Source organism: Salipiger bermudensis (assembly GCF_017309175.1).
GTDB classification, from domain to species: Bacteria; Pseudomonadota; Alphaproteobacteria; order Rhodobacterales; family Rhodobacteraceae; genus Salipiger; species Salipiger bermudensis.
Genome location: NZ_JAEKJV010000026.1, coordinates 18,293 through 40,557 on the forward strand (window position 1 = coordinate 18,293; position 22,265 = coordinate 40,557).

Annotated in this window: 21 protein-coding genes and 2 pseudogenes; 13 read left to right on the forward strand and 10 right to left on the reverse strand. The window is 61.0% G+C overall.

Annotated features, from left to right (window positions below):
- Positions 1 to 6 precede the first annotated feature (6 nt).
- The 6 genes from JF542_RS22965 to JF542_RS22990 form a co-directional block, all read right to left on the reverse strand.
- Positions 7 to 723 carry a type IV secretion system protein gene (locus JF542_RS22965; protein ID WP_207077550.1) on the reverse strand — a complete coding sequence of 239 codons (717 nt, stop codon included), beginning with the start codon at positions 721 to 723 and terminating at the stop codon, positions 7 to 9.
- On the reverse strand, positions 720 to 3,074 hold the full coding sequence (locus JF542_RS22970; protein WP_207077551.1) for a VirB4 family type IV secretion/conjugal transfer ATPase: 2,355 nt from the start codon (positions 3,072 to 3,074) through the stop codon (positions 720 to 722). Before JF542_RS22970 ends, JF542_RS22965 begins: the two co-directional genes overlap by 4 nt.
- Entirely contained in the window at positions 3,074 to 3,388 is a 315-nt protein-coding gene (locus tag JF542_RS22975; protein ID WP_242533903.1) for a VirB3 family type IV secretion system protein, read from the reverse strand. The genes JF542_RS22970 and JF542_RS22975 overlap by 1 nt, the downstream gene beginning before the upstream one ends.
- A gap of 34 nt (positions 3,389 to 3,422) precedes the next feature.
- Positions 3,423 to 3,710, reverse strand: a complete 288-nt coding sequence (locus tag JF542_RS22980) for a TrbC/VirB2 family protein (RefSeq protein WP_088664335.1) — start codon at positions 3,708 to 3,710, stop codon at positions 3,423 to 3,425.
- Between the two features lie 12 nt (positions 3,711 to 3,722).
- Positions 3,723 to 4,295, reverse strand: coding sequence for a lytic transglycosylase domain-containing protein (locus tag JF542_RS22985; protein ID WP_207077553.1), 573 nt, complete (start codon positions 4,293 to 4,295; stop codon positions 3,723 to 3,725).
- Positions 4,296 to 4,410: 115 nt separating this feature from the next.
- The gene (locus JF542_RS22990; protein ID WP_207077554.1) at positions 4,411 to 4,695 is read right to left on the reverse strand and encodes a hypothetical protein; all 285 of its coding nucleotides are present in this window, start codon (positions 4,693 to 4,695) and stop codon (positions 4,411 to 4,413) included.
- A gap of 671 nt (positions 4,696 to 5,366) precedes the next feature.
- Here JF542_RS22990 and JF542_RS24460 point away from each other — a divergent pair.
- The 4 genes from JF542_RS24460 (at position 5,367) to JF542_RS23010 (ending at position 8,356) form a co-directional block, all read left to right on the forward strand.
- Positions 5,367 to 5,714 carry a hypothetical protein gene (locus JF542_RS24460; RefSeq protein WP_242533904.1) on the forward strand — a complete coding sequence of 116 codons (348 nt, stop codon included), beginning with the start codon at positions 5,367 to 5,369 and terminating at the stop codon, positions 5,712 to 5,714.
- A 289-nt stretch (positions 5,715 to 6,003) separates the two neighbouring features.
- Positions 6,004 to 7,233, forward strand: a complete 1,230-nt coding sequence (gene repC, locus JF542_RS23000; protein WP_207077556.1) for a replication initiation protein RepC — start codon at positions 6,004 to 6,006, stop codon at positions 7,231 to 7,233.
- Positions 7,230 to 7,598 carry a hypothetical protein gene (locus tag JF542_RS23005; RefSeq protein WP_207077557.1) on the forward strand — a complete coding sequence of 123 codons (369 nt, stop codon included), beginning with the start codon at positions 7,230 to 7,232 and terminating at the stop codon, positions 7,596 to 7,598. The genes repC and JF542_RS23005 overlap by 4 nt, the downstream gene beginning before the upstream one ends.
- A gap of 170 nt (positions 7,599 to 7,768) precedes the next feature.
- On the forward strand, positions 7,769 to 8,356 hold the full coding sequence (locus JF542_RS23010) for a recombinase family protein (protein ID WP_101754700.1): 588 nt from the start codon (positions 7,769 to 7,771) through the stop codon (positions 8,354 to 8,356).
- Here JF542_RS23010 and JF542_RS23015 read toward each other — a convergent pair.
- On the reverse strand, positions 8,346 to 9,014 hold the full coding sequence (locus tag JF542_RS23015; protein WP_423734659.1) for an IS110 family RNA-guided transposase: 669 nt from the start codon (positions 9,012 to 9,014) through the stop codon (positions 8,346 to 8,348). The genes JF542_RS23010 and JF542_RS23015 overlap by 11 nt on opposite strands.
- Positions 9,015 to 9,700: 686 nt before the next feature.
- Positions 9,701 to 10,444, reverse strand: a complete 744-nt coding sequence (locus JF542_RS23020) for a TetR/AcrR family transcriptional regulator (protein ID WP_132464606.1) — start codon at positions 10,442 to 10,444, stop codon at positions 9,701 to 9,703.
- A gap of 142 nt (positions 10,445 to 10,586) precedes the next feature.
- On the opposite strand from JF542_RS23020, the gene JF542_RS23025 reads away from it, so the two are divergent.
- The 6 genes and pseudogenes from JF542_RS23025 to JF542_RS23050 all read left to right on the forward strand — a co-directional run.
- Positions 10,587 to 11,654, forward strand: a complete 1,068-nt coding sequence (locus JF542_RS23025; RefSeq protein ID WP_207077558.1) for an HlyD family secretion protein — start codon at positions 10,587 to 10,589, stop codon at positions 11,652 to 11,654.
- Complete coding sequence (gene rbbA, locus JF542_RS23030) at positions 11,651 to 14,389, forward strand: ribosome-associated ATPase/putative transporter RbbA (protein ID WP_207077559.1); 2,739 nt, start codon at positions 11,651 to 11,653, stop codon at positions 14,387 to 14,389. The genes JF542_RS23025 and rbbA overlap by 4 nt, the downstream gene beginning before the upstream one ends.
- A gap of 7 nt (positions 14,390 to 14,396) precedes the next feature.
- The gene (locus JF542_RS23035) at positions 14,397 to 15,509 is read left to right on the forward strand and encodes an ABC transporter permease (RefSeq protein WP_038070094.1); all 1,113 of its coding nucleotides are present in this window, start codon (positions 14,397 to 14,399) and stop codon (positions 15,507 to 15,509) included.
- Between the two features lie 5 nt (positions 15,510 to 15,514).
- Positions 15,515 to 16,594: an alpha/beta hydrolase gene (locus JF542_RS23040; protein WP_107978777.1), complete on the forward strand. Its 1,080-nt coding sequence runs from the start codon at positions 15,515 to 15,517 to the stop codon at positions 16,592 to 16,594.
- 375 nt (positions 16,595 to 16,969) lie between these two features.
- On the forward strand, positions 16,970 to 18,292 hold the full coding sequence (locus JF542_RS23045) for a PHA/PHB synthase family protein (protein ID WP_340689178.1): 1,323 nt from the start codon (positions 16,970 to 16,972) through the stop codon (positions 18,290 to 18,292).
- Positions 18,293 to 18,363: 71 nt separating this feature from the next.
- Positions 18,364 to 18,582, forward strand: a pseudogene (locus JF542_RS23050) (IS110 family transposase); the annotation flags it as partial.
- A 53-nt stretch (positions 18,583 to 18,635) separates the two neighbouring features.
- On the opposite strand, the gene JF542_RS23055 reads toward JF542_RS23050, so the two are convergent.
- Positions 18,636 to 19,346 carry an IS6 family transposase gene (locus tag JF542_RS23055; RefSeq protein ID WP_007803496.1) on the reverse strand — a complete coding sequence of 237 codons (711 nt, stop codon included), beginning with the start codon at positions 19,344 to 19,346 and terminating at the stop codon, positions 18,636 to 18,638.
- A gap of 50 nt (positions 19,347 to 19,396) precedes the next feature.
- Here JF542_RS23055 and JF542_RS23060 point away from each other — a divergent pair.
- Together JF542_RS23060 and JF542_RS23065 are read left to right on the forward strand one after the other, a co-directional pair.
- Positions 19,397 to 19,582: pseudogene (locus JF542_RS23060) on the forward strand (transposase domain-containing protein); the annotation flags it as partial.
- Positions 19,583 to 19,821: 239 nt separating this feature from the next.
- Entirely contained in the window at positions 19,822 to 20,085 is a 264-nt protein-coding gene (locus JF542_RS23065; protein WP_040545969.1) for a hypothetical protein, read from the forward strand.
- A gap of 227 nt (positions 20,086 to 20,312) precedes the next feature.
- Here JF542_RS23065 and JF542_RS23070 read toward each other — a convergent pair.
- Positions 20,313 to 21,100 (reverse strand): IS5 family transposase gene (locus tag JF542_RS23070; protein ID WP_207077560.1). Its coding sequence is split into 2 segments (ribosomal slippage): positions 20,313 to 20,761 and positions 20,761 to 21,100, totalling 789 coding nucleotides; the frame shifts between segments, so codons are not numbered across the junction.
- Positions 21,101 to 21,261: 161 nt separating this feature from the next.
- On the opposite strand from JF542_RS23070, the gene JF542_RS23075 reads away from it, so the two are divergent.
- Entirely contained in the window at positions 21,262 to 22,104 is an 843-nt protein-coding gene (locus tag JF542_RS23075; protein ID WP_007803482.1) for a hypothetical protein, read from the forward strand.
- The last annotated feature ends 161 nt before the right edge of the window (positions 22,105 to 22,265 follow it).

Below are 22,265 nucleotides of genomic sequence, written 5' to 3' on the forward strand. Positions count from 1 at the left end.
GTCTCCTCAGAAGCTGTCGTCGCCGTAGATGCTGGTGAAGGCCGCGCTTTCCTTGGCACGGCGCTGTGCGGCGACTTCGGTCTGACGCTGCTCTTCGACCTTTGCTTGGGCTTGCTGGAGCATGGCGAGACCCTGAATGCGGTTGGTGTCGTTCTGGAGCATGGCCTGTTCCACCGCGATCCGGGCGTTCAGCGCGTGCACCTCCTTCTGGGTGGAGACGGTGCCGATCTTGCTGCGCAGTTGCTCAAGCCCCGCCAGCCGGTCATCGGACAGCGACACGATCCTATCCCCGACGGCGGTATCACGGGCCGATTGGTTGCGGATGCGGTCCAGCTCGCTCTGGTAGAAATCATCGGCGTCGATATTGGTCCCATCCAGCGCGGAGAAGTCGGCTGCGTCCTGCGCCTTGCCCGCCAGATCGCCCAAGTCATCGAGGTCAATGTCGAAGTCGCTGGCGATCTGCATGGCATCCGGCCCGAGAAGCTCGCGGACATCGGGCGAATTCAGAGCGCTGACGATGGAATCCATGTCCGTCAGGCCGTTGATCGAAGCATAGAGCGCCTTGGCCTGTTCCAACTCTTCGACCATCTGGGCGATTTCCTTGACGAACTCGGCCTTGGCGTTGGCGATGGCCGCGGTGTCTACCACCGGCACGCCTTGGGCATGGGCCGTGGTCGAGAGGGACAGCGCCAGCGCAGCGGCGGGCATGGAGAGCCTTGTCATCTTAGGTCCTTCCTTTTCTGCAACAGGCGGGGGAGCCAGTCTTTCGGGGCAGGGTGGTCCTGCATCAGCGCGTGCATGATGGCGTTGGTGGCGGTGCGGCCCGACAGGACGGTCAGCACGTCATCGAGGCCCGACAGGTCGAGGTCACAGACCACCGAGTTCTGCGCCTGCTTGATCAGGAAATGGCCGAGGGGCAGCTCGTCGCGGACGATCTGGAACTCGCGTTCGGACAGGCCGAACTCGTCGACCAGATCCTTGCGGCTGGCGCGATCGGAGCCGAAGAAGATCTGGCTGGCGCATTGCTCGATGATCGTGCGGGCAATGGGGCTGTTCACCACGTCGGAGGCCGACTGCGTCCCGGCCACGATGATGCCGTTCTGCTTGCGGATGACCTTCAGCTTGTTCTTCACGAAGTCCGAGAAATAGGGGTCGGACAGAGCCTTCCAGAACTCGTCGATGAAGATCGCGATGCGCTGGCCGGTGATCAGGTTTTCGACCCGGCGCATGAGATACATCATGATCGGGTTGCGGATTTCCGGATCGTCGAGGAAGGCCGTGATGTCGAAGCCCACCAGGTCGGCATCGAAGGCGATGGTGTCTTCGGAATTGTCGAAGACCCAGCCGAGCCGTTCGTTGCTGAGCCAGCGATCCAGCCGGTTGCCGATGTCTTCCGCGCCGCCGCCGAACCCCAGCAACTCGCGCAGGGCGGAGACGGTGCGGCCAGTGCGCGGCAGGTTGGACAGGCCCGCGACGGCCATCTCGATCCGCCGGATGTCCTCTGCCGAGAAGGTGGCGCGCTCGCCGCCAAGCATGGATTTGACCAGCTCGACCATGAAGGCCTGGCCGTCCGCATCAAGGTCGATTGCCATGAACGGCGCGCAGCCGGTCGGGCGACCGGATTGGAAATCGAGATAGGAGCCGCCCGAGGCGCGAACGAAAATCTCGGCCCCGTAGTCCTTGTCGAAGAGCACACGCTTGGCCCCGAATTTTTCCAGCTGAGAGAGCAGGAAGGTCTGCACCACCGTCTTGCCGGAGCCGGAGGGGCCGCAGATGAAGGTGTGGCCCAAATCGCCGACATGGAAGTTGAAGTAGAAGGGGCTTCCGGCGCTGGTCTGGAGCTTGCTGACCGCATCGCCCCATTCGTTGCCGTGCCGGTGGCCGGTCGGGTAATTGTGCAGCGGCGACATGGCCGTGTAGTTACGGCTGGTTACCATCGCCACCCGCGCCCGGTGCGCGTGGTTGCCGGGAAGCTGCGCCCAGAATTGCGGCTCAAGCCCCATGTCTTCACGGGCGACGACAGCTCCGGATTCCGACAAGAGGTTATGCGCATCTGCGGCGCGGGCTTTCAGCTCCTTGGCGTCATCGGTCAGGACGGTCAGTGACAGGTTATGTTCGCCCATCACGAACTCGCCCGACATCAGGTCGTCGCGGGCGTCGCGCAGCCCGTCCGCCTGGGACACGGCGGGGTCATTCGCGTTGCGCAGCCGCCCTTCCTTGAGGGTCATCTGGCGCATGGCCTCGTTCTTCGCCGTGCAGCGGAAGGACTGGGTCAGGACGAAGCGGAAGGGGGCCGTCAGCAAGTTGTCGAACATGTTTGGGCGGGTGCGGGCGTGGTATTCCTTGATGCCGAACATCGCGCCATAGGTGCTGGCGGCGGCATGGCGGATTTCCAGCGCCTCCCGCCCGAAGATCACCCGGTCGGTGTAGATCGCGTTGCCGATGGTTCCGTTCACAAGCGGGACTGGCTCATACCGGCCAGAGATCAATTGCTTGAGAACACTGGCAGGCTCAGAGATCAGCAGGTCGCGGTGGTCCCGGATGATCGAGAGCTTCCGAGGCCGGAAGCGGCTGAGGCTGCGGGTCAGCTGCGTGGTCTTGTCGTCGAGGTCGTCCAGAAGATCCTGGTCCACCTCGATCTGGCTGGTGCGGGCACGACGGACGCCCTTTGCCAGCCGACCACCGGGCAGGCTGCGGGGCTGCATGTAGACCGTCAGATACAGATCGTTCCGGAACAGGCGCTTGGCCTCGATGCGGCTGCGATAGCTTTCGTCGATCCAGCGGGCGAGGTCGGTGACAAAGGTGCCAGACGGATAGTCGTCATCGGTGGCCCGGACCACATGGACATAGGCCATGACGGTGTCGTCGGCGATGTTGCGCAGGGCATGGCTGAGCTGGTTGTGCAGCGTGTTGATGAGCTGGGTATCTGCCGTGCGGAAAGAGACGCCCTCAAGCTTCAGCATCTGGAAGGCCCCCCGGTTGCGCGTGATGATCGTGTGCGCGTCCGAGTGGCGGATGAAGGAAAGGTAGCGGTCTGCCGTGTTCTCCGTCTTGATCTTGTCCAGCAGGCCCATCAGTCGATCTCCTCGATCTTGTAGAGGCGGCGGAGACGCAGGGGGGATGTCGATGATCCCCCCCAGAGGCTCCGGTTCCGGCACCGGGCATTTGTGTCCAGCCAGCGAAACAGGATTTGGAAAGCGTTCTGATCGCGCTCGACGATCAGGCGAGAGACGCCAAGCAGGGGGAGCGCAATGGGCAGGTAGAAGATCGAGTCCGCGGCGATCATCGCCAGCCCGCCGATGCCGCAGCACATGGCAAAGGCTTCGACAGGGATGCCGAAGATCATCGCCGGGCGCGTGAGGGCGAGGAACAGCACGTCCTCGTTCATCTTCACCTTTTCCATGCGGTTTCCTCCCTGCCAGTCAGCCGGTGATCATGCTCAGCACCTCGGAGGAGGCGTAGATCAGGACGACGCCGCCAACCGCCCAAGCGGCACGGCGTAGGTCGACGAAGTTGAAGAGCCAGCCCGCGCCGATGAACATGAGCGCGATCAGGGCAATGGGCTGCTTGGCGCTTTCGAACTCGTCGAGGATGTTGTTCAAGAAGTCGGTGAAGCCTGCTGCTGCGGCGGGCTGCGCTGCTGCGGTCAGGACCGCAGCCAGAAACATCGGGGCGCCGATGCTCCGGTGGCGGGTCAGAAAGGTCTTCATGGTTGCGTCCTTCTATTGGAAAACCAAGGCGTTCGATCCGGTGGCCGCGCCGAACACGTCCCATCGTTTCGCGCTGTCCTTGTCGTCGCTCAGGGAGGGTGGCCGCTTTTCTATCGAGGGGGCGGTCACGGACCCCTCTCCCAGCACGCGGGCCACATAGCCGTTGTGGAAACCACGCGTGAAAGAGCCGGTGTTGTAGGAGGAAAGTGCCTGATGCAGGGCCTGCGTCCGGTCCGCTCCGGCATCGCGCGCCCGGTCATAGCCGTCGCGCAGCACGGTTTCCGCAGCCGTCAGGTTGCGGCACGCATCGAACACGGTGGCGGGCGTCAGCCCGAGCCAGGATAGGTTGGCGCTGTTGATCTGTCCGAGGCCCATGTCGATGGACTTGCCTTCTGCGATCAGGCGGGCAGCGATTTGCGCTGCCTCATTGGCGGAGCGCGGCGCATAGGACGCGCGATCCGGGCCGTTCACGCCGATGGCGAACGGGTTGAAGCCACTCTCGGCGGCGACGAGCTTTTCCATGATGGAGGGGGCGACACCGGGCGCGCAGTTTTCGGCGACGGCCCGGAACGCGGTGGCATTCATGGGCTCAGCCTGCGCGAGGCGCGGTGAGCCGACGGTGAATGCGGAAAGGATCGAGAGGGAGAGGAGAGGGCCGCAGAGCGGTCGGAGGATCAGCCAGCGCAGAGCGCCGAGGCGATCACTCGGTGTCTTCGTCTTGTCCAGATTTCGGGGCAGGCACCCAAACGCCTTCGGCGTCAGGGAAGATGCGCATGTGGAAGCTGACCAGCGCATCGGAAGACTTGAAGACGCGGGCTTCGCCAGTCTTCGAGGAAATGACCGGGCTGGCCGCGCCGTTCGACTGAACAGCCCAGAGCTCCCAGTTCCATCCTTTTGGGGTGTGAATCGGGCGGTAGTCGAGCTTGCCACCCTTCTCAAGGAAGTTTTGCACTGCATCAGTCGTAATCACGCGTGGGTTCCACATTGGCTGACACCTGTCGTTGGGAATTTCTGGACAGGTGCTGCGTATCCTTGAATCACGACTTTTTTCAACATTAAAGCCCAAATTTGAAAAAAGCGCCAAACTACATAAAATCGCCTATCCAATGTAGCAGCGCCTATGTAACATACGGCGCATTTGACAAATAGCGCTCCATCTGGAAGTTTGGCGCTATCCTTGTCTTCCTCGGCTATAGGATGATCACCCAGCTGTGACCATCCCGAGAGCGGAGCGCCGGCGGGGACATGCCGAGTTAAGTTCCGAGGGGGCCAGAAGCTTTGTTATACTTTGGACACGCGATGAAGCGCGGTGCCGCGACCGCCCTCACCTGTACGGGCCTACTCTTGGCGGCACCTCCCGCTGCGCAAGCTTACCAAGTAGACTGCGCGATCTTGATCTGTCTGGCGGGAGGCTGGCCCGGAAGCACCGAGTGCAACGAGGCGCGATCTGTCTTCATCAGCAGGATCACGCCCTGGCCGGTGGAGCCGCCTCTGCAGATCTGGAATTGCCCCTTGGGCGTGGGCTACCGTCCACCTGAAGATGAGAGGGCTTTGCCGCTCCTCTATGAGGCGTTCGGCAGGCCTAGACCTTCGGTTCCGCCGCCATTCTCGGCAGCTTTCGATGGGGTGCTTCCCCCGAGGTCGGAGCGGGAGGAGATGCTGTCCCTGATCGCGGATTATGCCGATGACAACGGCGTGGCCGATGTCGACATCAGCGGGGCCGAGTATGACTTCGTCCGCTCCATCCGCGTCTACAACGTCGAGTATGCCCGGCAGCGAGAAAGCGGTGATGGCGACTGTCGCCGAAGCGAAAAGGTCCGCGTCGGCACCTATGGGGTGCAGGGCGACTTCAGCTGGTCCAGCGGTTCGGTGACCTCACTACCGGACGCATTCGAAGGTCTCGCCGGTTGGGGCGAAAGCTGCCCGAACCTCTACCGGAGGGCCGTCTTCATCGATTGGACCGATTACCAGGGGAACTATGGCTACGAGCAGGTGAATTACTGATCACCGCAGGTGCTGGCATCTCCGATGCTGGGTACGCAAAGGGCGCAAGAGTGCGGCTACGAAGGCCATGACGGAGAGGAGCACTAAGGACTTAAGAAATTAAAACCCCCGCGAAGGCGGCAACCTTCCACGGGGGCTGAAGGACTCAGGGCCGGCAAGCCCGTAATCATCCGTAATCATGATTTAGCCTATCAGCTTCCCAACCTTTCAGGCAAGTCAAAACGCACTTGTGCGACCTGTAGACGTTTGCCTTCCGCCGCCTCGCTTCAGACGAACGAGGAGCAAATAGATGCATGTACCCCAATCTTTGCCTATCCCACGGTGCGAGGCCGTCAAACCAACACTTCCGCGGGGCATGGAGCGCGACGGCTTCGTCGCGCTTGTCGATGCGGTTGCGCGCAGCCTTGGCATAGGTGCCGCTGCGATGATGACCTTTCGCACCATGATCGCGTCGACCAGGCCGAGCGCATTCAAGTGCCGCATAGATGAACCCTGCTGTTACCTCAGCCAGAACGAGATCGCGCACAAGCGTGGCGTCACGGCCTGTCGTATCCGGCAACACGAGGCGGCGCTTGTCCGCGCGGGGCTCATCGAGAAGCGGACAATGGCAAATGGGGCGCGGTCCGGCTTCTCCGGTTGCGGCGTCTTCTTCGGCGCGGCGATCGCGCGCGTCGACGAGTTCCTGTCTCTCCGCGACGAGGTCGAGGCAGATCGCAGGGCTCATGCCCGCCTGCGAGGGCAGCGCAGCTCGCACAAACGGCACCTAAAAGGTATCCTGTGCGAGCTGGTCGGGCGTCATGGACTGACAGCAGAGGTCGAGCGCATCCATCAGAATTTCGCAGGGTGGCCGTCAGGCCAGGCGCTTCATCGGATGTCGCTCGAAGAGCTTCAGAACCACGAGGCTGAAGCCGAAGCGCTGACGATTTCCGCGTCTAACTTGCTGCACGAAACGCATGATCGACCGCTCGAAAACGAGCGCTCTTATATACAAGATACAACTCAAGATTCTAACGAAGTACCTTGTAACGACCCTGTCGATAAGCGGAGCGTGGGCAAGCCCACGCGATCCATCTTTTCTGGGCCGCAGCCTGGCGGCCGTGGCCCTTGCTTAGAAAAGCACGATGGGGCGGCCGGCGAGGCGCACAAGTCCAAATTCATTCAGAACCTTGGCTGTGACCGTCTGTATGGCCTTTGTTCCGAAGAGATGAAGATTTGGCTCGATATCGAGCGACATAAGCGGGGCAGGTTGGACCTCCATTCCTTCGTGATCGCCGCCCAGAAACGTCTGCCAGAGCTGGGCATCCATCCATCTGCCTGGGAGGAGGCCGTGTGCCTTCTGGATGAGGATGCAGCGATGCTTTGCGTGCTGATCACCGATGCGAAAGTTGCCGATCCTGAGGTCGACATCCTTTCCGCCGGAGCCTATCTGCGCGGCATGGTGCGGGCGCAGCGGACTGGCTCCCTGAACATCATGGGGAGCCTGATCGGGCTGAATGAGCGGAGCAGAAGGCGCCGATGAAACCATTAATCTTCTCCGCGGCCATGATGGCGGTCCTCGTAGAGCCCGGGACGGCCCAAGAACTGTGTATCGAGCCCATCAGGCCAGAGTCCGCGCACCTTCTAGATGCGGGGTTTTCCGGGGCCGAGGTCCGGGCGGAGTTTCGGCGCTACTTCAGCGAGGTCGAGGACTACCTGAATTGCCTGAACGAAACGTCAGGCCGGATCAGGGATGATGCGAGAGCTGCTGCCTATGACTACCAGCATGTGCTGGAAACGACGGAACCTAGACGAGCCTATCAGGAAGCTGATGGATTTTCGCCCCCAAGTATCGAGATGAAAGACACTGGAGAGCTGTACTTGGATTACCGCCCGGGTACACCGTGACGGCAGGCAAGGCGTACTCAGGGGGCCTAGCTGATTTGTCCGAAAGGGGATCGGTGAGCGGACATGGGGCGAGAGAGTTGAGAACGGTATGGAAACCACACTCCATCATATCTCGTATAGATGGTACGATTTGATTCGCATATGCCACCCCTTATCCGTACACTCTCGGCATGACCGCGATCAAAATTGGCTATGCCCGCTGCTCCACCGATCGTCAGGATCTGACGGCGCAGCGTGCTGCCCTTGCAGAGCTTGGGGTCACCGAAGACCGCATCTACACAGATCACGGTCTGACCGGCACGAACCGCGACCGGCCCGGTCTCGCCCAGGCCCTCGCCGCCGTGCGCGCAGGCGACGTGTTTGTCGTGCCGAAGCTTGACCGCCTCGCGCGCTCGGTCCCCGACGCACGAGCCATCGCGGAACAGTTGGAAAAGAAGGGCGTCAAGCTTGCCCTCGGCGCATCGGTCTACGATCCGACCGACCCGATGGGAAAGATGTTCTTCAACATCCTCGCCACCTTCGCCGAGTTCGAGGCCGACCTCATCCGCATGCGCACCCGCGAAGGTATGGCCATCGCCCGCGCCAAGGGCAAACTCCGGGGAAAGCAGCCGAAACTCTCGGAAAAACAACAAAAAGAACTGAGCCGGATGCACGCCTCCGGCGAATATTCCATCAGCGATCTAGCTGAGCTCTTCTCTGTCTCAAGACCGACCGTCTACAGAACGCTGCAGCGAAATTCCCCAAAAATTAAGCCTTAGCGTAGGATTCTGCCCCCTCCGGCATCAGACCCCAGGCTTCGCTACTGCGATGCCAGACGAGGATGCGCTTTTCCAACGCCGTGATCCGAGCGGTCGCATCCCCTATCTGGCCTGCAAGATGGGAGAGGGTTTCGCGTTCAAGTGGCGACAACCGGTCGTCATCGGCCTTCACGACTTCCAGCAGCTCGGTCACGCCGGTTCTGCCAACGGCGGCGACATGGCCGATCTCCGCCAGGTGCGCACGGAAGGCGTTGATGAGCATGGTTCTCTGCCGGATCAGCAGATCCCGGGCTCGGTGCAGCATGAGAGCGGCCTGCTGGTCCCGCGATTTCACCGGCACGAAACGCATGTCAGGGCGCCCAACCGCTTCGCAGATCGCCGCAGCATCAGCAGCATCGTTCTTCTGCCGCTTCAGATAGGCCTTCACATATTTTGGTGGCATCAGCCGGACTTCATGGCCAAGCGCAGCTATTTCTCGGGCCCAGTAGTGCGCAGTGGCGCATGCTTCCATGCCGACAAGGCAAGGTTCAAGCTTTCCAAAGAAGGCCAAAACCTGGGACCTGCGCAGGTTGCGCGATATGAGCTGCCTTTCGGCGGGGCAGACGCCATGGACGTGGAACACGTTTTTTGCGATGTCGATTCCGATCCTCGCGATCATTCTCTCAGCCTCCTGGTTGGACAGGCCTGCTGCAATTTTTACGATTTCGCGCCGTCTGCGGCGCGCGCCCACTTCCCTGAAGCAGCCCCCGTCAGCGCGGCAGCGCAGGGACGGAGATGGTCAGCACCATCACCGGCCGCGCCACGAACCCCACCATCTGCGGCGCCGGACCCACCGCTTATAGGGTGGGTACTCGTTTCGATCGAGCAGGCCCGCGAGGCATTCTCGCACGGTGCTCGCCTCCTCCGGTTCGAGGACAGGAGCGAGCCTTAGGTCGCAATAGCTTGCAACCCTGTGCGGGATCAGGGACGAACGAGTTGATTTCATTGCCTGTCTTCCGATAGTCGCGGGGCGGCTGAGCTAGCGGAAGTATCGGCGCAACGGAAGAGCGTCGCTGCATCTTCTGATTGCGGGTTCAGTGAGAGCAATCAGGCTCTAGCGTAGTGCTGCGTCGTTGCAGATCGTACTCTGTCGTAGAATATCGTGCAAAATCGTAGAAATGGTTGCGGGGGCGCGCAACCTACGAGACCGACACTCGATCCAAGCGGCCATCTGACCGACCGTATATAGCCGCCTGAAAGCACCTGAGGCGTCCGATCAATCGTGTTGAAATCTCCGCACGAAACGCGGAAATCCCAACATAACTTATACAGGATCGCAGTTGGCAAGCTGACTTGGATAGTGGTCTAGATGGGACGCCAGCCGAATACCCCATCTGAACAACCAGGCAGCATTGCGTTCATCAGGGCGGTTTGCAGCATCTGTCGCTGATCCGCCTCGGGGATAGCCAGCAAATCCGCAGGCCCGAAAATCGCACGATGGGTCACGAAACCGCTGAGAAGGCTAAGCGCGAAATGCGCCCGTCCCGGATCCGCATGGCCAAACGCCCTGCTTAGAGGCAGGGCTAGTGACGTGCCAAAGAATTGCGCAATGATCGCCCGCGCCTCGCTGCAGAGGCTGGACTGTGTCAGTAAATGAAGCGGCCTGACATCTTCTACCTTGCGCGGATCACGCAGGAAGGCCAGATCGCAGATCCGGTTGATCATGGTCGCGCCATCGGGGTCCCCTGCGGCGATGTCATCGAGGGGCGCAAGCGCCAGCAAGGCCTGACGGAATATCTCGGCCTTCGACCCGAAGGCGCGATGGACATAGGCCACATCGACCCCAGCCGCGGCGGCGATGTCGCGCAGGCTGGTGTCGGAATAGGGCATCCGCGCGAAAAGCAGCATCGCCGATGCAAGAATGCGTTCTTTCCCGGTTGCCTGCCCCGGCATGCGGTCGGTCGAGTTGGCTGAGTTGAGCGTCCTTGGCATGGGTGGCTTGTGTTCGTCCGGTGGCTTCGACGCGAAGAAACTGAAAATGCTGCCCCGGAGCAGAGGTGCGGCAAGGTGCAGCCCAGACCGGGTCGTGTTGTTTAGCTGGTTTTTCAACAGCAAACAACCAGCAGCCGCTTTTGCGCGACAATACAGGTTTTTACCCTGTCATCGAGCGTTGACAACAGGGGAGCGTAGGGCGAAAACCGCATCGGGACATGCGCGAAGCATCCATCAGCACAGCAATCAGAGGCAGATCATGGCAAAGCCCGGCAGAAACACCATTATTCTGGGCGGCCTGGCCGTTGTCGCCGTGCTTGGCTGGCTGGCCTGGGACCGGCTGCAACCCGCCGGTCTGCCGGCGGGTTTTGCCAGCGCCAATGGCCGGATCGAGGCGACCGAGGTGGATATCGCGGCGCTCACCGGCGGCCGAATCGCCGAAATCACCGCTGCCGAAGGTGACATGGTCAGCGCAGGCGATGTGCTGGTGCAGATGGACGTGGTGCAGCTGAACGCACAAAAACGTCAGGCCGAAGCGCAGCTTGCCCGCGCCGAAATCGGCGTCGAGACAGCAAGGGCGCTGGTCGCTCAGGCCGAGGCACAAGAGCGCGCGGCCCGGGCCGCGGTTGATCAGGCAGGCTCGGTTGCCGATGCCGCGTCGCGCAGGCTTGAACGCTCTGAGCAGCTTGCAAAGACCAGTGCGATCTCGCAGCAGGTGCTGGATGATGACCGCGCCCGGGACGCCCAGGCCCACGCCGGTGTGGCCTCGGCCGAAGCCAGCCATGCGGCAGCGCTGGCGGGGGTCAGCAGCGCGCAGGCGCAGGTGGTCGATGCAAGTGCGGCCGTCGAGGCGGCAAAGGCGTCGATTGATGCGATCCAGGCCTCTCTGGACGACGCCACGCTGAAAGCGCCGCGCACGGGCCGGATCCAGTATCGCATCGCACAAGAGGGCGAGATTGTCGGCTCTGGCGGGCGGATCCTCAGCCTTGTCGATCTGGGCGATGTCTATATGACGGTTTTTCTGCCGACATCGCAGGTCGGCCGGGTGCAGGTCGGATCAGAGGTGCGCCTTGTCATGGATGCGGCGCGGGAATTCGTGATCCCGGCCACGGTTTCCTATGTTGCCGATGTGGCGCAGTTCACGCCAAAGACGGTCGAGACCGCCGATGAGCGCGAAAAGCTGATGTTCCGCGTCCGTGCCCGCATCGACCCCGAGCTGCTGTCGCGGCATATCGAATATGTCAAAACCGGCCTGCCGGGCATGGCCTATCTGCGGCTTGATCCGGATGCCGCCTGGCCTGACTTTCTTTCCAATGTCGTGAAATGACCGGCTCAGTTGCCGGGGTCTCCGGCCTGACGCTGCGCTATGGCAAGGTCACGGCGCTTGACAATGTGACGCTGGAGATCCCTGAGGGGCGCATGGTCGGGCTGATCGGGCCAGACGGGGTCGGAAAGTCCAGCCTTCTGTCGCTGCTGGCCGGGGCACGTGTGATCCAGCAGGGCAAGGTCGAGGTTCTGGGCGGCGATATGCGCGATGTGGCGCATCGCAACCGCGTCTGCCCCCGCACCGCCTATATGCCGCAGGGTCTGGGCAAGAACCTCTACCCGACGCTTTCGGTCGAAGAGAACCTTGATTTCTTCGGCTCGCTTTTCGGTCATGACAAGGCCGAACGCGAGCGGCGGATCACCGATCTGCTGGCTGCGACCGGCATGACGCCGTTCCGGTCGCGCCCGGCGTCAAAGCTGTCGGGCGGCATGAAGCAAAAGCTGGGTCTGTGCTGCGCGCTGATCCATGATCCCGATTTCCTGATTCTTGACGAGCCGACCACCGGCGTCGATCCGCTGTCGCGCCGCCAGTTCTGGGATCTGATCGACCGCATCCGCGCGACACGGCCGGGGATGAGCGTGATCACCGCCACCGCCTATATGGAAGAGGCCGCGCGCTTCGACTGGCTGGTTGCGATGAATGCGGGCCGGGTGCTGGCCACCGGCACCACCAGCGATCTGCTGTCGCGGACCGGGGCCGACACGCTTGATGCAGCCTTCATCGCGCTTTTGCCCGAAGAAGACCGGGGCGAAGACAGTGCCGTGGTGATCCCGCCGCGGACCACCGATGACAGCGATATCGCCATCGAGGCCGAGGGGCTGACGCAGCGCTTTGGCGATTTCGTGGCGGTCGACAATGTTTCCTTCCGCATCCCCAGGGGTGAGATTTTCGGCTTTCTGGGTTCGAACGGCTGCGGCAAGACGACGACGATGAAGATGCTCACCGGGCTTCTGGAGCCGAGTGAGGGCCGGGCAAAGCTTTTCGGCCATGAGGTCGATGCAAGCGATCTGTCGGTGCGCCGCCGGGTCGGGTTCATGTCGCAGGCCTTCTCGCTCTATTCCGAGCTGACGGTGCGTCAGAACCTTGATCTGCACGCGCGGCTTTTCGATATGGCGGCCGAGAAGATCCCCGCCAGGGTTGACGAGATGATCGCCCGGTTCGATCTGGGCGACGTGACCGACAGCCTGCCCGAGGCGTTGCCGCTGGGTATCCGCCAGCGGCTTTCGCTGGCGGTGGCGATGATCCATGCGCCCGAGATCCTGATCCTTGACGAGCCGACCTCGGGGGTGGACCCGGTGGCGCGCAACGGCTTCTGGCGCATTCTGGCGGAACTTTCGCGCAAGGATGGCGTGACGATCTTTGTCTCGACCCATTTCATGAACGAGGCGGAATGGTGCGACCGCATCAGCCTGATGCATGCGGGCAAGGTGCTGGTCTCGGACACCGCCGAGGGGATCACGAAAGCCAAAGGTTGCGCCACGCTGGAAGACGCGTTCATCGCCTATCTTGAAGAGGCGATTGGCGAGACGGCACCCGCCCCCGCCGCTGCGCCCGAGGCCGCGCCCGAGGCCCCCGCAGCCGGGGTGACCCATCACGCGCAGCAATCCGGCTTCAGCCTGCGGCGACTGCTTAGCTATTCGCAGCTGGAAAGCCTGCAATTGCAGCGCGATCCGATCCGGCTGACCATGGCGTTGGTCGGCAGCCTTCTTCTGATGATCGTGGTGGGGCTGGGCATCAACATGGATGTCGAGGATCTGACCTTCGCCACCCTTGACCGCGACCAGACCACCACCAGCCGCAATTATATCGCCGATATTGCGGGATCGCGCTATTTCATCGAACAGCCGGCCCTGACAAGTTACGACGAGATCGACGCAAGAATGCGCTCGGGCGAGCTGGCGCTGGCGATCGAGATCCCGCCCGGCTTTGCCGCCGATATCGCGGCAGGCAGGGATGTGCAGGTCGGGGCCTGGTTCGACGGCGCCAACCCCAGCCGCGCCAATACGGTGCAGGGCTATGTGCAGGGCATGCATGCCGACTGGATCACACGTCAGGCGCGTCAGCTTTACGGTGACAAGGCGAGCGGCGGCAGTTTCGAACTGGTGACCCGATACCGCTACAACCCCGACGTGCGCAGCCTGAATGCGATGGTCCCGGCGATCATCCCGCTGCTTTTGCTGATGATCCCGGCGATCCTGACCACGCTTTCGGTCGCGCGTGAACGCGAACTGGGCTCGATCATCAATTTCTACGTCACGCCGGTGACGCGGCTGGAATTTCTGCTTGGCAAACAGCTGCCCTATATCGCGCTGGCCATGCTGAATTTCTTCCTGATGATGGCCATGGCGGTCACATTCTTCGCAGTGCCCTTCAACGGCAGTTTTCTGGGCTTTACCCTTTCGGCGCTGATCTATGTCACCGCGACCACGGCGCTTGGTTTTCTGGTGTCGGTCTTCATCGCAAGTCAGGTCGCGGCGCTGTTCGCGACCGCCATGCTGACGATGATCCCGGCGGTCAGCTATTCGGGTTTGATCGACCCGGTCTCTTCGCTGTCGGGTTTTGGTCGGGTTCTGGGCGAGATCTACCCCTCGACCTGGTTTATCACCGCCGCGCGGGGGGCTTTCTCCAAGGCCTTCGGAATGGCGGAACTGGCCGGGCCGATGCTGGCCATGGGCATCGCCATTCCGGTGATTATCGGGCTGGCGGCGGCCTTCCTGAAAAAACAGGCGAAGTGAGGGGCGGATGAACCTGCGCAACACCTTCAATCTGGGCGTCAAGGAATTGCGCGGGCTCTGGCGCGATCCGGTGATGCTGGTGCTGATCGTCTATTCCTTTTCGCTCTCGATCTGGACCTCTGCGAACGCCTCGCCCGAGGCGCTGACGAATGCCGCGATCTCGATCGTGGATGAGGATCAGTCGCATCTCTCCGCCCGCATCACCTCGGCCTTTTATCCGCCCTATTTTGTCGAGCCGCAGATGACCACGACGGCCGAGATGGATCGGCGGATGGATCAGGGGCTGGATACTTTTGCGCTGAACATCCCACCGGATTTCGCGCGCGATGTGCTGGCCGGAAAAAACCCGGCGATCCAGCTGAATATCGACGCGACAAGGATGAGCCAGGCCTTCACCGGCGGCGGCTATATCCAGCAGATCGTGTCCTCCGAGGTTTCGGAATATGTGGCGGGCTACCGGGCCGAGACCGCGCTGCCGGTCGATCTGGCGCTCCGCGCGCGGTATAATCCCTCGCTGGATCCGAAGTGGTTCGGCGCGATTTCCGCCGTGATCCAGTCGATCACCATGCTGTCGCTGGTGCTGACCGGCGCGGCGCTGATCCGCGAAAAGGAACATGGCACGGTCGAGCACCTGCTGGTCATGCCCGTCACCACGACCGAGATCATGTTTTCCAAGATCTGGTCGATGGGGCTGGTGGTGCTGCTGGGGTCGATCTTTTCGCTAAGTGTTGTGGTGCAGGCGCTGATGGCGGTTCCGGTGCAGGGCTCGGTCGTGCTGTTTCTTGCGGGCGCGGTGCTGATGGTTTTCGCCATGACGGGGCTTGGAATTTTCCTTGCCACCATCGCCGGGTCGATGCCGCAATTCGCGCTTTTGCTGATGATGGCGCTTTTGCCGCTGCAGGTGCTGTCAGGCGCGATGACGCCGCGGGAATCCATGCCAGAGATCATCCAGACCATCATGCTTGCAGCCCCCAACACGCATTTCATCATCCTCTCGCAGGGCATCTTGTTCCGAGGTGCGGGGCTTGACGTGGTCTGGCCCCAGTTCGCGGCGCTGGCGGCGATCGGGGTGGCGCTGTTCTGGCTGGCACTGATACGATTCAAGAAATTCCTGCGGTAAGGCATATGTTGGGCCGCCTGCTTCTGATCCTGACGCTTGCGCTTGCAGGCTGCGCTGCGCGTCCGGGGCCGGAAGTTCTGGCCCCCGATGCCGGTGCCCTGCCCGAGGGCGCCCGCCTTGTCCGGGTGCTGACCATGACCACCCGCGCGCCCGAGGCAAATCTGCCGGGGGCCTTTGGCGACTCTCGCTCCATCCGGCCAAGCTGGCTGGAATACGAGGTCTCGGTGCCGCCTGGCCATCGGCCGGGAAAGATTGAATGGCCGGATCGCAATGGCAGCAGCGCCGACCGGAATTTCGTGATGCGCAGCCGGCAGACGCTTAGCCGTGACGCCTTTGCAAAGCGTCTCTCGCGCGAGGGGGTCGGGCTTTATGTCCACGGCTTCAACACCCGCTTTCATGAGGCCTTGTTCCGTACCGCGCAGCTTTCGGTCGATGCGCATATCGAGGAAAAGCCCGTCCTTTTTACATGGCCCTCGGCAGGCTATCCGGGCGCCTATCTGGCTGATCGTGACGCGTCTGACTTTTCCCGCGCGGCGCTTGCCGATCTGCTGCGGCTTTTGACAAAGGGTCGGTCCGCTTCCGACGCGGTGCCGGTGCTGGCTCACAGCATGGGCGCGCGGCTGACGATGGAGACGCTGGTGCAACTGCGTCTTGCCGGGCGGGACGATGTGCTGGACCGGATCGAGGTCATCCTTGCCGCCCCGGATATTGATATCGATCTTTTCCGCGCCCAGATGGTCAGCCTTGGGCCGATGAAGCATCCCATCACGGTGCTCGTCTCCTCGGACGATCTGGCGCTGAAACTGTCGTCGCAGCTTTCGGTACGTCGGATACGGCTTGGGCTTGTCGATGTGCGTGATCCGGCGGTCCAGCGCCTGGCGGTCGCGACCGGAATACGGATCGTGGATATTACCGATATTCCGACCGATGATCCCGCCCACAGCCGCTATGTCGGCCTGCTTTCCGGCGAGGCCGGGGCTGTGGTTGAAAACACCCTTTTCGGTGAGGTACGCTTGGCTGGGGCCTTTGTCTTCAATCAGATCGGTGGTGTCTTCACTGGCATCGGTGATGTGCTGGCGGATTGAGGCCGCGGCCTTGGCCCGGCGTTGGTGCCAGCGGCATTGGCCGGGTCATGGCCTCGACGTCGCGCCGTTTTGCCGGTAATCGTCCATGATGATCAGGGCAGGGACAGGGGATTCCGTGTCCGCCGCCGGACGCCGATGCTTTGCCTGTTCAGTCCGGGGGCGGCTGTTTCGGCGGTTTGACGGCGCTTTACGACATGTCGTCGGCATCGGGCCTTGGGCGCAATGCCTATGTTCAAGAAAAATCTTGAACTCTTTGATTTCGATCAACACTCGTTGATAGTTCTGTGCTAACTTCCGCCGGTAAATTGGAGACGCGACATTGCCCTTACTCCCAAATCAGATGGCTCGGGTGCAACCGGCGATGAAAGCCTTGGCATCGAGGCTTTTCAGGCCGTTGACCGCATACGAGAGGCGCTCTCGGGACAGCTCAGCGGCGGGGTCTCGCCCGGCTCGCTGATGATGGCCTATGTCGACTGGGCCTTTCATCTGGCGCAGGCACCGGGCAAGCAGATGGAACTGGGCGTCAAGGCGGGCCGCAAATGGCAGCGTCTCATGGCGCATCTGATGGCCTCGGCGATGGATCCGCAGGCCGCGCCGGTCATCACGCCCTTGCCGGGCGACCGCCGTTTCGCCGGTGAAGCCTGGGCGAAACCGCCCTTCAGCTGGATGTCGCAGGCTTTCCTGCTGCAGCAGCAATGGCTGCATAACGTCACCCATGAGGTTCCGGGCGTGACGAAGCACCACGAGGATGTGGTGTCTTTTGCCGCGAAACAGATCCTTGATGTCTGTGCGCCTTCGAACAACCCTTTTACCAATCCCGAGGTTGTGGCACGGACCTGGGCTACCGGAGGCATGAACCTTGTGAAGGGCTGGCAGAACTGGCTGCAGGACGTCGTCCGCCAGATCCGGCAGGAGCCGCCAGAGGGTGTCGAGGCCTTTACACCGGGTCGCGATGCGGCGGTGACGCCGGGCAAGGTAATCTTCCGCAACCACCTGATCGAACTGATCCAGTATACGCCCACGACAGAAACCGTGCACCCCGAGCCGGTGCTGATCGTTCCGGCCTGGATCATGAAATACTATATCCTCGACCTCAGCCCGGAGAATTCCCTGATCCGCTGGCTGGTGGCGCAGGGCCACACGGTTTTCGCCATTTCCTGGCGCAATCCGGGTGCAGAGGATCGTGATGTGACGCTGGAGGATTATCGCCGGCTGGGCGTGATGGCCGCGTTGGATGAGATCACCCGTCTAATGCCCGATCAGAAAATCCACGCCACCGGCTATTGTCTGGGTGGCACTTTGCTGTCGATCGCGGCGGCTGCCATGGCGGGGAAGGGGGACGCGCGTCTCGCCTCGCTGACGCTGCTTGCCGCGCAGGTCGATTTCGCCGAACCGGGCGAGCTTGCGTTGTTCATCGACCCAAGCCAGCTGCATCTTCTTGAAAGCATGATGTGGAACCGCGGCTATCTCTCTGCCGATCAGATGGCGGGGGCGTTTCAGCTTTTGCGCTCGAATGACCTCATCTGGTCCCGGATGGTGCGCGATTACATGATGGGCGAGCGGACGGCGATGAATGATCTCATGGCCTGGAATGCCGACAGCACCCGGATGCCCTATCGGATGCATGCCGAATATCTGCGCAGGCTTTATCTGAATAATGAGCTTTCTTCGGGACGCTTCACCGCCGGGGGGCTTTGATGATGTGACCGCCCCCCGACGGCATCTCTGTGTCAAGGTGGGTCTGCGATGATCCACAAAGGAGGACGGTCATGTCGGAGATTATCACGGTCGGGCTCGATCTGGCGAAGAATGTGTTCCAGGTGCATGGGGCGGACGCCGCAGGCGGTGCGGTGCTACGGAAGAAGCTGCGGCGCACGCAGGTGCTGGGGTTCTTTGAGGCTTTGCCGCCTTGCGTCGTGGCGATGGAAGCCTGTGGTGGTGCACATTACTGGGGTCGAGAGATTGGCAAGCTTGGACATGAGGTCCGGCGGGATCGTCAAGTTGTTTCCCGGGATCGAAAGTGGGGGTGCGCTACCTTCTGTCACGCGGCCATGCTTTTCGCACAGTCGTTCCAGCGCTCGAACGCGGCGACGAGGCTCTGACGGTATCTGGAGGCAGTCATTTTGTGGCGGCGAGGGCGGAACAGGTTCGCGGTTTCATCGTGGGCGCAGAGGAACCTTTGCGCCTGCCTTGCCGATTTGAATCGGCCCTGGATTTTCTCGCGCTTTCGCGTGGGTCTGTGCGATCCCTCAATACGATTGTTCAGTCCCTTGTGCGCCCGGTGATCCACGTTCAGCCCGAGCTGCCGCAGGGCCGCGCAGTAGCTGCGCAGTTTATCCGTCACGATGACGCGGGGCTCACCCCAGCGGGCGATCAGCCGTGAAATGAAACGCTTCGCCGCCCGCGCATTGCGGCGCGTTTGCACGAGGATGTCGAGAACTTCGCCGTTGCTGTCCACGGCGCGCCACAGCCAGTGTTGCACGCCGTTGATCATGATCACCACCTCGTCCAGGTGCCATTTGTCGGTGGGCCGCGGGCGCGTAGCGCGGACCCGTTTCGCGATATGCGGCCCGAATTTCCCCACCCATGCCCGGATCGCCTCATAGCTCACCACGATACCGCGTTCGGCCAGCAGATCCTCGACATCACGCAGGCTAAGCGAGAAGCGATAATACGCCCAGACCGCGTAGGAAATGATGGAGCGCGGAAAGCGGTGGCCTTTCAGGCGCGGTGCGGAAATCTGACTGATCATCGCACGGAGCTACATAACTGCCCTGCGGAGGGCAATAACTTGACGATCCCTTGTTCGCCGGTCATGACGAGGGTGGCAAGGCATGGGGCCGCATCGCATCCCTGATCGAGACCGCCAAGATCAACAACGTGGAACCGTTCGCCTATCTGAAGGCTACGCTCGAAGCCATCGCGGCCGGACATCCGCAACACCGCATCGACGAGTTGCTTCCCTGGAACTTCCAGCCGTCAAGCTGAAACCTCAGTGCCTTCCAGACACCGCTTACCATACAATTCTTCTGCCTTAAATAGATCAATACCGAGGGACGCGATGATAGTAAAATATTCGGCATAATTTATCACATTTATGTGTAATAACAGATATTTAGCGATACACTTTGATACACAAAGAAGATGGAATGTATTCTGTAAAATGGATAATCTCATTTTAGCGTATAAGACAATCTTATCGCGCATAGAAACGAAATGAGGTAGTAATGACTTCGAAAATTCTCAAAGGCCTTCTGATTTCTGCGTTTGTCACCGTCTCGGCGACAAACGCTATGGCAAGCAATACATCCGCAGCAACCGTCGCAACGATTGAAAAGTATGCGCCGGATGCCAACGTCAGTGCACTGAACCACAGACAGATTTCCACACTGATGAATGTGATCTCTTCGAGCGACGAGGGGTTTGGCGGCAAACAAAATCAGGTTCAGGCGCTTATTCGGAACTTTGAAAACGGCGTATTTTCAGAATAACAAACCGCTTCCTGAAACCGAACAAGATCACAAGCTGCACTCGACTGAAGTTGAGTGCAGCTTTGTGACTTTCGCAACCCGCCAGCCTCACATCGCCGTCGCAGTACTCTGGCTGAGAGATGCTGTATCGGGGCATGAATTGTGCACTGGCTGTCACGTTTTGCATACCAGCAGTTCGGCTGCCAACGGTTCCACGTTGGATCCAAAATGAGAAAGGGGGGTCTAGGTCATGTTGACAAATGGCGCAGCCAAAGGCGGATCGACGTGATGTCGATGAAGCCGAGGAAGCTCTCTGCAGTCTTGTCGTAACGGGTGGCGACACGGCGGGCGTTTTTCAACTTGTTGAAGCACCGTTCGACCAGGTTGCGCAGCCGGTAGAGTGATCGGTCCACACCGACACGCTTTTTGCGGGACTTGCGCATCGGAATGACCGGTAGGACATCCCGTTTCTCCATGGTTTCCCGAATGCTGTCAGCATCGTAGCCCCGGTCAGCGAGCAGCACGCTGGGGGCAGGCAGGTTGTCGGCCATCACCAGATCGAAGCCGAGGTAGTCAGAGGTCTGGCCGGGTGTGATCTCAGTCCTCATGGGCAGGCCCGCGGCGTTGACGAGGAGGTGGATCTTGGTCGTGAAGCCGCCACGAGAACGTCCAAAACCCTGTCGCGGAGTCCCCCTCTAGCGCCCGCTGCCTGATGATGGGCGCGAACCACAGTGCTGTCGATCATTTGCAAGGCGTGTGGCAGCGCGCCGCTTTCGTTCAGGGCGTCCATGATCTGCTCCCAGAGCCCCGCCAGTGTCCAACGCCGAAACTGCCGATAGACGCTCGACCATTTTCCAAACTCCTCAGGCAGGTCGCGCCAAGGCGCGCCGGTCCGAGCGATCCAGAAAATCCCATCAAGAACAAGGCGGTGATTGGTAGGTTTACGCCCGTTCGGGGCGCGGATTGCAAGGATGAACCGCTCAAAGAACGCCCATTCCTCGTCCGACATCAGGTCTCGTGCCAAGCTGGTCTCCATCGCAGATACCAGCTTGAATCATGCCTAACGGCAACTGTGAATCCCTTTTGTCAACACGGCCTAGCGCACCGCCAAAACACCTGCAACCAGCAAAGTTGTTTTGCTGGCAAGAATGTTGTTGTCTCACGACATGGCGTCGGATCTCCAAGGAGACCTCGACCATGGAACCTACGACCGGCCTGATCCTGCGACGGATCACGCAGACAAATCTCTCTGTTGCAGCGCACAAGCTTGCCACCCTCATCCTCGATGCCATCGCCTGGAAGGATGGCTACAACGGTTTGTCGCGCGGAACGGCAGCCTTCACCCTCTCTGCCCTGGCAGAGAGGATGGGTGTCTCACGACAATATCTTTCGGTTCTTTTGAGCGAACTTGAGACGTCGGAGTTGCAGCTCGAGCGGGCGAAGCCGAATGGCAAGTTCGCGCCCTGGATCTTTCGGTTTTCCGCCTTCGACGAGGAGAGTGAAACCCATGATCTCGTGTCAGGTGAAGGTGACACATCACTATCTAGAGATAATAATAACAAAACTATCTTCGCAGGACTGATCGACATCACAGCGAGTTCGAATGTTTTTCAGACCAGTTGGGCAGAGCTCATCAAAGCAGCGAAGGCCACGTTGCCCTGCTGGAACGTCGACACCCAGGTCATTTGGGACCGCTTCCTCGCCTTCAATCGGTCCCGAGGCAACGGCAGGGTGCCGGCCGGCTTCCTGCTTGGCTTCATGCGCCGATGGCGGAATTCGTCGGGGACTCGGCCTCGTCCCGAGGTGAAACCATCGCAGAAGCGGGTAGCAGACCCCAAAGAGCGCGAATTGCTGAGACAGATGCAAGCCGCCCCGACTGCGAACCGCCAGTTCCACGCGTCCGACCTGTGTCGTTTGATCGGTCACGCTGCCTACGAAGCGCGCGTACTGGATGTAATCCGCAAGTTTGGGTGCCAGAGGTTTTCAGCAACCTTGGCGGTGCACGGACGAGCGGTGTTAGCAGGGGAAATTTCCAGGTAGGTTCGCTTGCCAAGCTTTGGAGCCGAGAAACACGGCGCGATTCATGTTGCAACCAAGTAGAAATGTCACCGGGCTTGCAAAGCAGAAGTGTCACTCTGAGTGCTGTCGGCAGCAAAGCCTGACAGGGCGTAGACCTCAATTATCGCAGCCCTGGCTGGCTT

What these genes read in the sequence shown, in the direction of transcription:
- JF542_RS22965 (WP_207077550.1), bottom strand. Translation starts at nt 723, where the DNA reads ATGACAAGGCTCTCCATGCCCGCCGCTGCGCTGGCGCTGTCCCTCTCG.
- JF542_RS22970 (WP_207077551.1), bottom strand. Translation starts at nt 3,074, where the DNA reads ATGGGCCTGCTGGACAAGATCAAGACGGAGAACACGGCAGACCGCTAC.
- JF542_RS22975 (WP_242533903.1), bottom strand. Translation starts at nt 3,388, where the DNA reads ATGAACGAGGACGTGCTGTTCCTCGCCCTCACGCGCCCGGCGATGATC.
- JF542_RS22980 (WP_088664335.1), bottom strand. Translation starts at nt 3,710, where the DNA reads ATGAAGACCTTTCTGACCCGCCACCGGAGCATCGGCGCCCCGATGTTT.
- JF542_RS22985 (WP_207077553.1), bottom strand. Translation starts at nt 4,295, where the DNA reads ATGAATGCCACCGCGTTCCGGGCCGTCGCCGAAAACTGCGCGCCCGGT.
- JF542_RS22990 (WP_207077554.1), bottom strand. Translation starts at nt 4,695, where the DNA reads ATGTGGAACCCACGCGTGATTACGACTGATGCAGTGCAAAACTTCCTT.
- JF542_RS24460 (WP_242533904.1), top strand. Translation starts at nt 5,367, where the DNA reads ATGCTGTCCCTGATCGCGGATTATGCCGATGACAACGGCGTGGCCGAT.
- repC (WP_207077556.1), top strand. Translation starts at nt 6,004, where the DNA reads ATGCATGTACCCCAATCTTTGCCTATCCCACGGTGCGAGGCCGTCAAA.
- JF542_RS23005 (WP_207077557.1), top strand. Translation starts at nt 7,230, where the DNA reads ATGAAACCATTAATCTTCTCCGCGGCCATGATGGCGGTCCTCGTAGAG.
- JF542_RS23010 (WP_101754700.1), top strand. Translation starts at nt 7,769, where the DNA reads ATGACCGCGATCAAAATTGGCTATGCCCGCTGCTCCACCGATCGTCAG.
- JF542_RS23015 (WP_423734659.1), bottom strand. Translation starts at nt 9,014, where the DNA reads ATGATCGCGAGGATCGGAATCGACATCGCAAAAAACGTGTTCCACGTC.
- JF542_RS23025 (WP_207077558.1), top strand. Translation starts at nt 10,587, where the DNA reads ATGGCAAAGCCCGGCAGAAACACCATTATTCTGGGCGGCCTGGCCGTT.
- rbbA (WP_207077559.1), top strand. Translation starts at nt 11,651, where the DNA reads ATGACCGGCTCAGTTGCCGGGGTCTCCGGCCTGACGCTGCGCTATGGC.
- JF542_RS23035 (WP_038070094.1), top strand. Translation starts at nt 14,397, where the DNA reads ATGAACCTGCGCAACACCTTCAATCTGGGCGTCAAGGAATTGCGCGGG.
- JF542_RS23040 (WP_107978777.1), top strand. Translation starts at nt 15,515, where the DNA reads ATGTTGGGCCGCCTGCTTCTGATCCTGACGCTTGCGCTTGCAGGCTGC.
- JF542_RS23055 (WP_007803496.1), bottom strand. Translation starts at nt 19,346, where the DNA reads ATGATCAGTCAGATTTCCGCACCGCGCCTGAAAGGCCACCGCTTTCCG.
- JF542_RS23065 (WP_040545969.1), top strand. Translation starts at nt 19,822, where the DNA reads ATGACTTCGAAAATTCTCAAAGGCCTTCTGATTTCTGCGTTTGTCACC.
- JF542_RS23075 (WP_007803482.1), top strand. Translation starts at nt 21,262, where the DNA reads ATGGAACCTACGACCGGCCTGATCCTGCGACGGATCACGCAGACAAAT.